Here is a 13,973-nt window from a genome sequence, read left to right on the forward strand (position 1 = left end):
AGGAAAGCCCGAGAGGGTGAGTACAAAGGAAGCGTCCGTTCCTTGAGAACTCAACAGCGTGCCAAAAATCAACGCCAGATATGTTGATACCCCGACTCACTTCGGTGAGTTGAGGTTCCTTTGAAAAAGTCCTGCCGGTCCTGGTGGCTGGTAGGCGCACAGCGAGGACGCTGTGAACAAGGGGATTATTCCTCTCCTTGTTCCGCTCTCGTGGTGTCACCCCGAGTACGGGGAAACATTCACGGAGAGTTTGATCCTGGCTCAGGACGAACGCTGGCGGCGTGCTTAACACATGCAAGTCGAACGATGAAGCCCTTCGGGGTGGATTAGTGGCGAACGGGTGAGTAACACGTGGGCAATCTGCCCTGCACTCTGGGACAAGCCCTGGAAACGGGGTCTAATACCGGATGACACTCCTTCAGGCATCTGAGGGGGTTGAAAGCTCCGGCGGTGCAGGATGAGCCCGCGGCCTATCAGCTTGTTGGTGAGGTAGTGGCTCACCAAGGCGACGACGGGTAGCCGGCCTGAGAGGGCGACCGGCCACACTGGGACTGAGACACGGCCCAGACTCCTACGGGAGGCAGCAGTGGGGAATATTGCACAATGGGCGAAAGCCTGATGCAGCGACGCCGCGTGAGGGATGACGGCCTTCGGGTTGTAAACCTCTTTCAGCAGGGAAGAAGCGAAAGTGACGGTACCTGCAGAAGAAGCGCCGGCTAACTACGTGCCAGCAGCCGCGGTAATACGTAGGGCGCAAGCGTTGTCCGGAATTATTGGGCGTAAAGAGCTCGTAGGCGGCTTGTCGCGTCGGTTGTGAAAGCCCGGGGCTTAACCCCGGGTCTGCAGTCGATACGGGCAGGCTAGAGTTCGGTAGGGGAGATCGGAATTCCTGGTGTAGCGGTGAAATGCGCAGATATCAGGAGGAACACCGGTGGCGAAGGCGGATCTCTGGGCCGATACTGACGCTGAGGAGCGAAAGCGTGGGGAGCGAACAGGATTAGATACCCTGGTAGTCCACGCCGTAAACGGTGGGCACTAGGTGTGGGCAACATTCCACGTTGTCCGTGCCGCAGCTAACGCATTAAGTGCCCCGCCTGGGGAGTACGGCCGCAAGGCTAAAACTCAAAGGAATTGACGGGGGCCCGCACAAGCAGCGGAGCATGTGGCTTAATTCGACGCAACGCGAAGAACCTTACCAAGGCTTGACATACACCGGAAAGCATTAGAGATAGTGCCCCCCTTGTGGTCGGTGTACAGGTGGTGCATGGCTGTCGTCAGCTCGTGTCGTGAGATGTTGGGTTAAGTCCCGCAACGAGCGCAACCCTTGTTCTGTGTTGCCAGCATGCCCTTCGGGGTGATGGGGACTCACAGGAGACCGCCGGGGTCAACTCGGAGGAAGGTGGGGACGACGTCAAGTCATCATGCCCCTTATGTCTTGGGCTGCACACGTGCTACAATGGCAGGTACAATGAGCTGCGATACCGCGAGGTGGAGCGAATCTCAAAAAGCCTGTCTCAGTTCGGATTGGGGTCTGCAACTCGACCCCATGAAGTTGGAGTTGCTAGTAATCGCAGATCAGCATTGCTGCGGTGAATACGTTCCCGGGCCTTGTACACACCGCCCGTCACGTCACGAAAGTCGGTAACACCCGAAGCCGGTGGCCCAACCCCTTGTGGGAGGGAGCTGTCGAAGGTGGGACTGGCGATTGGGACGAAGTCGTAACAAGGTAGCCGTACCGGAAGGTGCGGCTGGATCACCTCCTTTCTAAGGAGCACTTCTTACCGAGTCCTTCGGGGCGAGGTCAGAGGCCACTACGTCGGCAAACGTTCGACGGTGGTTGCTCATGGGTGGAACGTTGATTATTCGGCACACTTGACCTGCTCTGGTCGCGAGTACTGCTTCGGCGTGGAAAGCGAGATGGAGGGGCGAGGGTGTCGGGCACGCTGTTGGGTATCTGAGGGTACGGACTTGTTCCTGACCTCAATGCCGGCCCCGGTAAAAATCTGCTTCGGTGGGTTGTGACGGGTGGTTGGTCGTTGTTTGAGAACTGCACAGTGGACGCGAGCATCTGTGGCCAAGTTTTTAAGGGCGCACGGTGGATGCCTTGGCACCAGGAACCGATGAAGGACGTGGGAGGCCACGATAGTCCCCGGGGAGTCGTCAACCAGGCTTTGATCCGGGGGTTTCCGAATGGGGAAACCCGGCAGTCGTCATGGGCTGTCACCCGCTGCTGAACACATAGGCAGTGTGGAGGGAACGCGGGGAAGTGAAACATCTCAGTACCCGCAGGAAGAGAAAACAACCGTGATTCCGGGAGTAGTGGCGAGCGAAACTGGATGAGGCCAAACCTACGACGTGTGAGACCCGGCAGGGGTTGCGTCGTGGGGGTTGTGGGATCTCTTTTCTACGGTCTGCCGGCCGTGGGACGAGTCAGAAACCGTTGATGTAGGCGAAGGACATGCGAAAGGTCCGGCGTAGAGGGTAAGACCCCCGTAGTCGAAACGTCAGCGGCTCGTTTAAGAGACACCCAAGTAGCACGGGGCCCGAGAAATCCCGTGTGAATCTGGCGGGACCACCCGTTAAGCCTAAATATTCCCTGGTGACCGATAGCGGATAGTACCGTGAGGGAATGGTGAAAAGTACCGCGGGAGCGGAGTGAAATAGTACCTGAAACCGTGTGCCTACAAGCCGTGGGAGCGTCGGATATGTGCTTGCACATATCTCGTGACTGCGTGCCTTTTGAAGAATGAGCCTGCGAGTTTGCGGTGTGTTGCGAGGTTAACCCGTGTGGGGAAGCCGTAGCGAAAGCGAGTCCGAATAGGGCGATTCAGTAGCGCGCTCAAGACCCGAAGCGGAGTGATCTAGCCATGGGCAGGTTGAAGCGGAGGTAAGACTTCGTGGAGGACCGAACCCACCAGGGTTGAAAACCTGGGGGATGACCTGTGGTTAGGGGTGAAAGGCCAATCAAACTCCGTGATAGCTGGTTCTCCCCGAAATGCATTTAGGTGCAGCGTCGTGTGTTTCTTGCCGGAGGTAGAGCACTGGATAGGCGATGGGCCCTACCGGGTTACTGACCTTAGCCAAACTCCGAATGCCGGTAAGTGAGAGCGCGGCAGTGAGACTGTGGGGGATAAGCTCCATGGTCGAGAGGGAAACAGCCCAGAGCATCGACTAAGGCCCCTAAGCGTACGCTAAGTGGGAAAGGATGTGGAGTCGCAGAGACAACCAGGAGGTTGGCTTAGAAGCAGCCACCCTTGAAAGAGTGCGTAATAGCTCACTGGTCTAGTGATTCCGCGCCGACAATGTAGCGGGGCTCAAGCGTACCGCCGAAGTCGTGTCATTGCAGCAAGAGGGCCAACGCCTGCTGTGATGGGTAGGGGAGCGTCGTGTGCCGGGTGAAGCTGCAGCGGAAGCTAGTGGTGGACGGTTCACGAGTGAGAATGCAGGCATGAGTAGCGATACACACGTGAGAAACGTGTGCGCCGATTGACTAAGGGTTCCTGGGTCAAGCTGATCTGCCCAGGGTAAGTCGGGACCTAAGGCGAGGCCGACAGGCGTAGTCGATGGATAACCGGTTGATATTCCGGTACCCGCTGTGAAGCGTCAAACATCGAATCCAGTGATGCTAAGGCCGTGAAGCCGTTCCGGACCCTTCGGGGAATGGAAAGTGGTGGAGCCGCCGGCCCAAGTTGGTAGTAGGTGAGTGATGGGGTGACGCAGGAAGGTAGTCCAGCCCGGGCGGTGGTTGTCCCGGGGTAAGGGTGTAGGCCGTGCGATAGGTAAATCCGTCGTACTTGTGGCTGAGACCTGATGCCGAGCCGATTGTGGTGAAGTGGATGATCCTATGCTGTCGAGAAAAGCCTCTAGCGAGTTTCATGGCGGCCCGTACCCTAAACCGACTCAGGTGGTCAGGTAGAGAATACCGAGGCGTTCGGGTGAACTATGGTTAAGGAACTCGGCAAAATGCCCCCGTAACTTCGGGAGAAGGGGGGCCATTCCTGGTGATGAGTCTTGCACTCTGAGCTGGGGGTGGCCGCAGAGACCAGCGAGAAGCGACTGTTTACTAAAAACACAGGTCCGTGCGAAGCCGTAAGGCGATGTATACGGACTGACGCCTGCCCGGTGCTGGAACGTTAAGGGGACCGGTTAGTCAAGATTCGTCTTGGCGAAGCTGAGAACTTAAGCGCCAGTAAACGGCGGTGGTAACTATAACCATCCTAAGGTAGCGAAATTCCTTGTCGGGTAAGTTCCGACCTGCACGAATGGCGTAACGACTTCTCGACTGTCTCAACCATAGGCCCGGTGAAATTGCACTACGAGTAAAGATGCTCGTTTCGCGCAGCAGGACGGAAAGACCCCGGGACCTTTACTACAGTTTGATATTGGTGTTCGGTTCGGCTTGTGTAGGATAGGTGGGAGACTGTGAACTCTGGACGCCAGTTCAGGGGGAGTCGTCGTTGAAATACCACTCTGGTCGTGCTGGATGTCTAACCTGGGTCCGTGATCCGGATCAGGGACAGTGTCTGATGGGTAGTTTAACTGGGGCGGTTGCCTCCCAAAGGGTAACGGAGGCGCCCAAAGGTTCCCTCAGCCTGGTTGGTAATCAGGTGTTGAGTGTAAGTGCACAAGGGAGCTTGACTGTGAGACCGACGGGTCGAGCAGGGACGAAAGTCGGGACTAGTGATCCGGCGGTGGCTTGTGGAAGCGCCGTCGCTCAACGGATAAAAGGTACCCCGGGGATAACAGGCTGATCTTCCCCAAGAGTCCATATCGACGGGATGGTTTGGCACCTCGATGTCGGCTCGTCGCATCCTGGGGCTGGAGTCGGTCCCAAGGGTTGGGCTGTTCGCCCATTAAAGCGGTACGCGAGCTGGGTTTAGAACGTCGTGAGACAGTTCGGTCCCTATCCGCTGTGCGCGTAGGAGTCTTGAGAAGGGCTGTCCCTAGTACGAGAGGACCGGGACGGACGAACCTCTGGTGTGCCAGTTGTCCTGCCAAGGGCATGGCTGGTTGGCTACGTTCGGAAAGGATAACCGCTGAAAGCATCTAAGCGGGAAGCCTGCTTCAAGATGAGGACTCCCACCCCCTTTGAGGGGTTAAGGCTCCCAGTAGACGACTGGGTTGATAGGCCAGATCTGGAAGCACCGTAAGGTGTGGAGGTGACTGGTACTAATAGGCCGAGGGCTTGTCCTCAGTTGCTCGCGTCCACTGTGTTGGTTCTGAAACCACGAACAACCGTCGAAGCCGATTGGCTACGGCTCCGGTTGACAGTTTCATAGTGTTTCGGTGGTCATAGCGTGAGGGAAACGCCCGGTTACATTCCGAACCCGGAAGCTAAGCCTTACAGCGCCGATGGTACTGCAGGGGGGACCCTGTGGGAGAGTAGGACGCCGCCGAACTATTGTTGAGAAAAGCCCCGGACCGGGATACGGTCCGGGGCTTTTCTGCGTTTAGGGTCATGACTATGCGCTATGACCTCGTCATCTTCGACAACGACGGCGTGCTCGTCGACAGTGAGCCGATCTCCAATACGCTGCTGGCCGGCTATCTCACCGAGCTGGGGCACCCGACGTCGTACGAGGACTCCCTGCGGGACTACATGGGCGCCGCCATGCACCGCGTACACGACCTTGTGTACGAGAGGACGGGAGAGCGGCTGCCCGCGGATTTCGACGACGTGTTTCATCAGCGGGTGTTCGCCGCGTTCGAGCGGGAGCTGAAGCCCGTGCCTGGCATCGTCGACGTCCTGGAGCAGCTGACCGCCGACGGGGTCCCCTACTGCGTCGCGTCGTCCGGAAGCCATGAGCGGATCCGGGTCGGGCATCGGACGACGGGGCTCGACGCATGGTTCGACGACCGGCGGATCTTCAGTTCGCAGGATGTCGGGCGGGGCAAGCCGGCGCCCGATCTGTTTCTGTACGCCGCCGAGCAGATGGGCGTCCCGCCCGAGAAGTGCGTGGTCGTCGAGGACAGTCCGCTCGGGGTGCAGGCCGCTCGCGCCGCGGGGATGGCCGTGTACGGGTTCACGGCGATGACGCCCGCCGACCGGCTGCGGGGGACCGACGGACTCTTCGCCGACATGCGGGAACTGCCGGGCCTGCTCGGCTGAGGTCACGGTCGTCTTTTGCTTTCGAGATCCATCTACCCACCGGTAGGGCGGGGCCTTACGCTGTGCCGCCATGAGCGATGGCATAGCAGGGGTGACGGGGGCGCTGCGCCGGGGGCGGAGATCGCTGGGGTTCAGCTTCTTCGCGCAGGGGGCGGCGTTCGCGCTGCTGGTGACGCGGATCCCCGCCATTCAGGACCAGTACGGGATCTCGGACGGGCTGCTGCCCGTGTTCCTCGCCGCCGTACCGATCCTGGCCGGTGCCGGCAGCGTGGGCACCGAGCAGCTGGTGAAGCGGGTGCGGCCCAGCCGGGTGCTGCGGTGGTCGCAGCCCGTCGTGCTCCTGGCGCTGCTCGGCGTCGGCGCGGGGAACACCCTGTGGCAGGTGGCCGTCGCGCTCGGTGCGTTCGGGCTGTCCGTGGGCGCGCTCGACGCCTCCATGAACATGCTCGGGGTGAGCCTCCAGCGGGCGTACGGGCGCAGCATCATGCTCGGGTTCCACGCCGCGTACAGCTTCGGCGGCATCGTCGGCGCCTCGCTCGCGTGGGCCGGGGCGCACTGGGACCTGTCGCTGTTCGTGTCCTATCTGCCGGTGGTCGTCGTGCTGCTGCCCGCGGCGCTGGCCGGGAGCCGGTGGTACGTCGACGGGAGCGTGGGCGCCGAGGGGGAGGCTGCGGCGCAGCAGGCGGGCGGTGTCGTCTTCAAGATGCTGCTACCGCTGTGCCTGGTGATGGCGTTCGCGTACATCGGGGACTCGACCGTCTCCAACTGGAGCGCGAAGTATCTGCAGGACGTGCTGGGCAGCTCCGAGCAGATGTCGACGGTCCCGTACAACGTCTACATGGTGATGACCCTGGTGGGCCGGGCCGTGGGCGATGTGGGCGTGCGGCGGTTCGGGGCGGTGCTCGTGGTGCGGCTGGGGACGCTGGTGGCCGCCGCCGGTTTCGCTGTCGTGGCGGTGGCGCCGGGGCCCTGGGTGGGGATGCTCGGGTTCACGCTGCTCGGGCTCGGGCTCTGTGTGATCGTGCCGCAGACGTTCGCCGCCGCCGGGCGGATGTTCCCCGGTGCCTCGGACGCCGCCGTCGCGCGGCTCAATATCTTCAACTACGTGGGTTTTCTGGTGGGTTCGCCGCTTGTGGGGGCTCTGGGCGATGCGTGGAGCTATCGCTGGGCGATGCTCGTGCCGATGGCGTTGGTGCTGGTGACGCTCGTGTACGCCCCTTCGTTCGGTTCCGGGACGGACCGATACGGTGGCAAGCATGAGCGGCCGCGCGCAGTTGATGTGGGACCCGGCGGTAACGAGCTATGACTTCGGTCCGGGGCATCCGATGGACCCGGTCAGGCTGGACCTGACCCGGCGTCTCGTCGGGGCTTTCGGGCTCGAGCGGGACATCGAGGTCGTCGCGGCCAAGCGGGCGGGCGACTCGACGCTGCGTCTGGTGCACCGCGAGGACTACGTGGAGGCGGTCAGGGCCGCGTCCGCCGACCCGGCCGCCGCCGACCAGGCGTACGGGCTCGGGACCGTGGACGATCCGGCCTTCGCCGGTATGCACGAGGTGTCCGCGCTGATCGCGGGGCAGTCGGTGGGGGCCGCGGAGGCCGTGTGGCGCGGGGACGCCCTGCACGCCGTGAACTTCGCCGGCGGGCTGCACCACGCGATGCCCGGTGCCGCCTCCGGGTTCTGTGTGTACAACGACGCCGCGCTCGCCATCGCCAGGCTGCTGGAGCTCGGCGTGGAGCGGGTCGCGTACGTGGATGTGGACGTGCATCACGGGGACGGGGTGCAGGCCGCGTTCTGGGAGGACCCGCGCGTGCTCACCGTGTCGCTGCACGAGCATCCGCGGACGCTGTTCCCGCAGACCGGGTGGCCCGAGGAGACCGGGGCGGACGGTCCCGCCGAAGGGACGGCCGTCAATGTCGCGCTGCCGGCCGGGACCGGGGACGCGGGATGGGTGCGGGCGTTCCACGCCGTCGTACCGGAGCTGCTCGCCGAGTTCCGGCCGCAGGTGCTGGTGACACAGCACGGGGCCGATACGCACTTCGAGGATCCCCTCGCGCATCTCGCGGTGTCGCTCGACGCGCAGCGGGCCGTGCAGGTGGCCTGTCACGAGCTGGCGCACGAGTACGCCGACGGACGCTGGGTCGCGCTCGGCGGCGGGGGATACGCCGTGGTGGATGTGGTGCCGCGGTCGTGGACGCACCTGGTCGCCATCGCGGCCGGGCGGGAGATCGCGCCCGAGACCGTGATCCCGGACGGCTGGCGGCAGGAAGTCTTCGCCCGTACCCGGCAGTTGGCGCCCGGGCGGATGACCGACGGGCGCTGGCCCGTCGGGCATCAGGAGTGGGAGTCGGGGTACGACCCCGCGGACCGGCTCGACCAGGCGATCCTGGCCACCCGCAAGGCGGCGTTTCCGCTGCGGGGGCTGCTGCCCTAGGTCGGGTCCGGCGGATCAGGTCGGGTGTCCGGGTATTACTCCAACTGTGGGGTGTTCGGGTGTTTCCGGGGTATTCGGCTGCCCAATGCACCAGCATCACAAGCGTGTTGAGCACCGGCGCCCTGCGTGCGCACCTGTTGGCGGCTCGGCTTGCCGGGCCCGTGGCGACCTCACGTGAGGAGAGTCTGCGCAGTTACCGGCTTTTCGAGGCGCGTGATCCGCGTGTGCTGCTCGGGCTCGATCCCGAATGGGCTTGGGGGCAGCGGGACTTGCTCGCGCTCATGGCCGACAAGTGCGGAGTGTCGGGCGACCCGGCCCACACCTCGGGGCACGACGTCATCGACCCGGAGCGGACCCTGGCGGCGCTCGACGCCTTCGCGGACCGGCTCGGCCGGGCCGCCCACTCGCTCTCCCCGGTCCTCTTCGGGACCGGTCATCCGCACCGACTGCTCGGCTTCTACGCCGCGTTGGCGGACGCTTTGTCGGCGATGGGATGCCCCGTCCTCACCCCGGCGCAGGGCCACAGTGTCGACATAACGACCCGGTTCGGTCTACGTACCTACAACCTTGACTACGTACGAGGAGTCGCGCTGGTGCGGGAACCCGGCGCATGGCCGGCCGGGAGTGAGACCGGCGCGCACAGCCACTCACCACTCCCGGTTCGCACCGCTCTGGCCGCCTGTGCGGAGGCCGGCGGACCGCTTCCGCGCCTTGTCGTGGGGGACCACGGATGGGTCTGCGGTGCAGGTCAGTTGGGGTTCGACGCCATCGGCCTGGCCGATACGGATGATCCCGCACTGTTCGTCGGTGAGGCCGAGGGGCAGGTGTCCGTCGTCGTTCCGCTTGATGACGCTGTGCGGTCTGATTACTACCGACCGCTTACTCGCTATGTACTCAATCGAGCGTGTCTGTCACAGTAGGCGGCCGATCGCTGCTCCTCTTCCCCACTCGCACCACACGCCCCTAGTCTGGGAGTGAGCACGCAACGACGTTGAGTCACCGGAAGGGGAAGCCGGTGACCGTCGAGTGCGGAAGGTTCAGGTGTGTCATGGCTGCTGGTGAAGGTAGGCCTCTGAACGAGGTGCAGTTCCTGACCGTGGCGGAAGTCGCTTCGGTCATGCGAGTGTCCAAGATGACCGTGTACCGCTTGGTGCACAGCGGTCATCTGCCCGCGATCCGGGTGGGGCGGAGCTTCCGCGTTCCGGAGCAAGCGGTTCACGAGTACCTCCGCGAGTCCTACGTGGGGGTGGAAACCGCCTGATCGATACCCCTCGGGAGCTCCCTCGGGAGAGCCCGGGGGCCCTCGATTTCTAGCTCGGCGCCCGGGCGGGGTACGCTGGCCCTCCGTAGGTCGTGTGGGCCCCAATGCAGCCCCGCACCGAGTGATTGTCCCCGCAATGCGGGGGTTGTCCGAGAAGTGAGCGAGGGTAGTCGTGGGCTCTGTTATCAAGAAGCGGCGTAAGCGGATGGCGAAGAAGAAGCACCGCAAGCTGCTGAAGCGCACCCGCGTGCAGCGTCGCAACAAGAAGTAAGCGATCTGCTGCGCAAGCGCGGTCTGTGGCCCTCTCACCGTTCGGTGGGAGGGCCACAGTTCGTTTACGGGCCGTTTCCCACTCGGTCCCGCCCGCCAGGCGTGGTCGTGCGACCGGCGGGCAGGAGGCCCAGGTCTGTACGTACGCCTGTGGCTGTCGTCACTTCCTGCATCGTGCGGTCATCACAGCGCAACATCGAACCGCTAACGTGACCTGCAGGCAATGATTGCGGAGCGCGGCGGGCTGGGACGGAAGGTAGGCGCTGATCTTGGGCAAGGTCGTGCTCGTGACCGGGGTGGCCCGTCAGCTGGGGGGCCGTTTCGTACGACGGATCCAGCGGGACCCGGAAGTGGACCGGGTGATCGGCGTGGACGCGGTACCGCCTGCCCATCATCTGGGCGGCGCCGACTTCCTGCAGGCCGACATCCGGCAGCCGGCGATCGCGCGGGTGCTCGCCGAGCACTCCGTGGACACCGTCGTGCACATGGACGTCACCGGGACCCCGCTGGCCAGTGGCGGCCGCGGCTCGGTGAAGGAGACCAACGTCATCGGCACGATGCAGCTCCTCGGCGCGTGCCAGAAGTCGCCGAGCGTGAAGCGGCTCGTGGTGAAGTCGAGTACCAACGTGTACGGGTCCGCGCCGCGTGACCCGGCCGTGTTCACCGAGACGACGCCGCCCAAGTCGCTGCCGAGCGGCGGCTTCGCGAAGGACGCGGTGGAGGTCGAGGGATATGTGCGGGGCTTCGCCCGGCGCCGTCCCGATGTCGCCGTGTGCGTGCTGCGGTTCGCCAACATCCTTGGCCCGACCGCCGATTCACCGCTCGCGGAGTACTTCTCGCTGCCAGTGCTGCCGACGGTGTTCGGCTATGACCCGCGGCTGCAGTTCGTGCACGAGGACGATGTGATCGAGGTGCTGCGGATCGCCTCGCACGATCCCGCGCGCGGCACGCTCAACAGCGGCACCTTCAACGTCGCGGGCGACGGTGTGCTGTTGCTGTCCCAGTGCTCGCGGCGGCTCGGCCGGCCGACCGTCCCCGTACTGCTGCCCGCCGTCACCTGGGTGGGCGGCGCACTGCGTACGCTGGGTGCGACGGACTTCTCGCCCGAGCAGATCAGGCTGCTCACGCACGGGCGGGTGGTGTCGACGGCCCAGCTGCGCGACACCCTGGGGTACCGGCCGAAGTACACGACCGCGGAGACCTTCGCGGACTTCGTCGGCGGCCGGGGCCCCGGACTGCTGCCGCCGCAGGCACTGTCAGGAGCCGTGGACCGGATCGCGTCGCTGCCGTTCCTGGGCGGGCGGACACCCGGCCACCCCTCGACGCAGAGCGCCAACTGAGGAGCGCAGGAACGATGGCGGATGCCAAGGTCATTCCCTTCGACGACGACCGGTCGCGGGGCGCCACCGGGAAGGGTGCCGCGCGCCGCAGGGGCCCGGGCGGCAGCGCCCGGCGCAAGGGCGAGCCCTCGGCCGCCCGGGACATGCACGAGGTCAAGCCGCTGCCGGTGCAGCAGCCGGAGCCGGCCCCCGAACCGCAGGAGCCGCCGGCGCCCGAGGAGCGCGGCGGCTGGGAACGGCGGATCGCGGGCGGGCTGTCGTTCCTGCGCCGGCGGATCACCGGGGACTACGACGTCGACGAGTTCGGCTACGACAAGGAACTCACCGACCAGGTCCTGATGTCGCTGCTGCGACCGATCGCGGAGAAGTACTTCCGGGTCGAGGTGAAGGGCGTCGAGAACATTCCGACGGACGGCGGCGCCCTGATCGTCTCCAACCACTCGGGGACGCTGCCGCTGGACGGACTGATGCTCCAGGTCGCCGTGCACGACAACCACCCGACCGGACGCCATCTGCGGCTCCTCGCGGCCGACCTGGTGTTCATGCTGCCGGTCGTCAACGAACTGGCCCGCAAGGCCGGGCACACGCTGGCCTGCGCGGAGGACGCGCAGCGGCTCCTGGAGGGCGGCGAGCTGGTCGGGGTGATGCCGGAGGGCTTCAAAGGCATCGGGAAGCCGTTCAGCGAGCGGTACAAGCTGCAGCGGTTCGGCCGGGGCGGTTTCGTGTCGACCGCACTGCGCGCCGGTACGCCGATCGTGCCGTGCTCGATCGTCGGGGCCGAGGAGATCTACCCGATGATCGGCAACGCGAAGACGCTGGCCCGGGTGCTCGGATTCCCGTACTTCCCGATCACGCCCACGTTCCCCTGGCTGGGACCGCTGGGGGCGGTGCCGCTGCCGACGAAGTGGACCATCCAGTTCGGGGAGCCCATCCCGACGGACGGGTATCCGCCGGAGGCCGCCGAGGACCCGATGCTGATGTTCAACCTGACCGACCAGGTGCGGGAACAGATTCAGCACACCCTGTACAAGCTGCTGGTGCAGCGCAGGTCGGTGTTCTTCTGACGGCTCGACAGCGCACGACCACCGACAAGCGATGAGCGACAGCAGTCAGGGCCCGGAGACTCGCTCCGGGCCCTGACTGCTGTCGCGTGCTGCTACGGGGCGTCCTCGCCGTCGATGCCGAGGCCGGGCAGCAGGCCGGGCAGCAGCGGGGGCAGCGTCACGTCGGGCTTCGCCGAACCCGTGTCGCCGGAACCGGACTTGCCGGCCGACGGGGTCGGGCTCGACTCGTCCTTCGGCGGGTCCAGGAGGCCGCCCGTGGTCTCGCCGAGGAGGCCGTCCTTGTCCTTGCCGCTGCCCGAGCTGGAGGGCTTCGGCTTGGTGGAGCTGTCGCCGCGGTGCTCGGTGCCGGACGAGCCGGACGGTGTCGAACGGTCGGTGCCGGACGCCCCCGGTGACGAACCGCCGCCCTGGCCGGTGCCCGCGGAGCCGCCCGTCGTGGGGGCCTGCGGCAGCAGGGAACGCAGCGGCTCGACCTCTTCGTCTATGGCGGCGAAGACCGAGCTCACCTGGTCCCGGACGTCACCGAGCTGGACCGGGAGCCGGTCGCTCAGGGCGCTCCAGCTCTGCCGATGCGACTCGGAGAACGCCGAGAGCATCTGGATCGGGCCGAGCGAGCCGTCCCGCTTGTACGCCGCGCTGAGCAGCCGGTGGCCCTCGGACGCGTCGTACTGCATGCCGGAGAGCGCGCGCCTGATCTCGCCCAGGGACTCGTGGTCGAGGTGACCGGCGCGGTCGCGCTCCATCAGCCGGCGCGCCTCGTTGAGCCGCGTCGACGCCTGGTCCAGATAGACCTGCCCGCGGTCGGAATCGCCGTCGGCCATACCGAGCTTGAGGTCCTCCATGCCCCGCTTGAGGCCGTAGAGGTGGTCGCCGGGCAGGGCGTCCGAACTGGCGGCGGCCACTCCGCTGAACGCGCCCGCGGCCACACCCACCGTGAGCCCGCCCGCGGCGATGCCCTTGGACAGGCGGGAGCGGGGCCGCAGCTTCCGCAGCGGACTCGCCCGGTGTGCTCCCTTGGCCCGGGACCGCTGCTCCGGTACGGAGGTGCCTGCCGCGCCCTCCTGGAGCATGGCCTCCATGGCGGCGACGAGCTGAGCCCGCTGCACCACCTTGACCTCGGGGTCCATCTCCGGCTTGGGCAGTTCACCGAGGCCTGCGGCCAGGGACAGCAGCGTCCCCTGATCGGTCCGATCGGCCTGGTCGCTCTGCTGAGCGGCCGGATCATCCGGCTGCTGCACCGCCGGGTCCCGGTCGGACTGGTCCTCCAGGGCCTGGGCGAAGGCGTCCGCCCGCCGGTGTGCCGATACGTTCGCGATCACTGGCGGCACCTCCTCTCGTCATGACGGTCGACTCCCATGTCGACTCCCCAAGGGGTCCTGAGGGTTGCACGCCCTGCCGAAGTGCACACGATCGAGTGAGCGAAGCCGGTTCAGGAGTGACCACAGGGAGCCTGCATCCCGCACAACGAGCGGCGCGGCACTTGGGTTACGGACGAAA

The 13,973-nt window shown here is 65.1% G+C and carries 9 protein-coding genes and 3 rRNA genes; 11 read left to right on the forward strand and 1 reads right to left on the reverse strand.

Features of this window, described 5'->3' with window-relative positions; all coding sequences use genetic code 11:
• The first annotated feature begins 238 nt into the window (after positions 1 to 238).
• From ACVHNB_RS02225 to ACVHNB_RS02275, 11 genes are all read left to right on the forward strand, one after another.
• Positions 239 to 1,764: ribosomal RNA gene (locus ACVHNB_RS02225) — 16S ribosomal RNA — on the forward strand.
• Between the two features lie 308 nt (positions 1,765 to 2,072).
• Positions 2,073 to 5,193 (forward strand): 23S ribosomal RNA (locus ACVHNB_RS02230).
• An 89-nt stretch (positions 5,194 to 5,282) separates the two neighbouring features.
• Positions 5,283 to 5,399: ribosomal RNA gene (gene rrf, locus ACVHNB_RS02235) — 5S ribosomal RNA — on the forward strand.
• Together the 16S, 23S and 5S rRNA genes form the textbook arrangement of a ribosomal RNA operon.
• 65 nt (positions 5,400 to 5,464) lie before the next feature.
• Positions 5,465 to 6,109, forward strand: coding sequence for an HAD family hydrolase (locus ACVHNB_RS02240; RefSeq protein WP_428957594.1), 645 nt, complete (start codon positions 5,465 to 5,467; stop codon positions 6,107 to 6,109).
• A 91-nt stretch (positions 6,110 to 6,200) separates the two neighbouring features.
• Positions 6,201 to 7,415, forward strand: coding sequence for an MFS transporter (locus ACVHNB_RS02245; protein WP_456228830.1), 1,215 nt, complete (start codon positions 6,201 to 6,203; stop codon positions 7,413 to 7,415).
• A complete protein-coding gene (locus tag ACVHNB_RS02250) occupies positions 7,366 to 8,541 on the forward strand; it encodes an acetoin utilization protein AcuC (protein ID WP_428953142.1) in 1,176 nt (391 codons plus the stop codon). The genes ACVHNB_RS02245 and ACVHNB_RS02250 overlap by 50 nt, the downstream gene beginning before the upstream one ends.
• Positions 8,542 to 8,645: 104 nt before the next feature.
• On the forward strand, positions 8,646 to 9,461 hold the full coding sequence (locus ACVHNB_RS02255) for a phosphatase (protein ID WP_428953141.1): 816 nt from the start codon (positions 8,646 to 8,648) through the stop codon (positions 9,459 to 9,461).
• A gap of 128 nt (positions 9,462 to 9,589) precedes the next feature.
• Positions 9,590 to 9,802, forward strand: coding sequence for a helix-turn-helix domain-containing protein (locus ACVHNB_RS02260; RefSeq protein WP_428953140.1), 213 nt, complete (start codon positions 9,590 to 9,592; stop codon positions 9,800 to 9,802).
• A 172-nt stretch (positions 9,803 to 9,974) separates the two neighbouring features.
• Entirely contained in the window at positions 9,975 to 10,073 is a 99-nt protein-coding gene (locus tag ACVHNB_RS02265; RefSeq protein ID WP_003948845.1) for a 30S ribosomal protein bS22, read from the forward strand.
• Positions 10,074 to 10,341: 268 nt separating this feature from the next.
• Positions 10,342 to 11,412 carry an NAD-dependent epimerase/dehydratase family protein gene (locus ACVHNB_RS02270; protein WP_428953139.1) on the forward strand — a complete coding sequence of 357 codons (1,071 nt, stop codon included), beginning with the start codon at positions 10,342 to 10,344 and terminating at the stop codon, positions 11,410 to 11,412.
• 14 nt (positions 11,413 to 11,426) lie between these two features.
• Positions 11,427 to 12,476, forward strand: coding sequence for a lysophospholipid acyltransferase family protein (locus ACVHNB_RS02275; RefSeq protein ID WP_428953138.1), 1,050 nt, complete (start codon positions 11,427 to 11,429; stop codon positions 12,474 to 12,476).
• 92 nt (positions 12,477 to 12,568) lie between these two features.
• Here the strand turns inward: ACVHNB_RS02275 and ACVHNB_RS02280 are convergent, their stop codons facing one another.
• Positions 12,569 to 13,795, reverse strand: coding sequence for a DUF5667 domain-containing protein (locus ACVHNB_RS02280; protein WP_428953137.1), 1,227 nt, complete (start codon positions 13,793 to 13,795; stop codon positions 12,569 to 12,571).
• Positions 13,796 to 13,973: the final 178 nt, after the last annotated feature.

The sequence above is a fragment of the Streptomyces sp. YJ-C3 genome, from assembly GCF_053891275.1.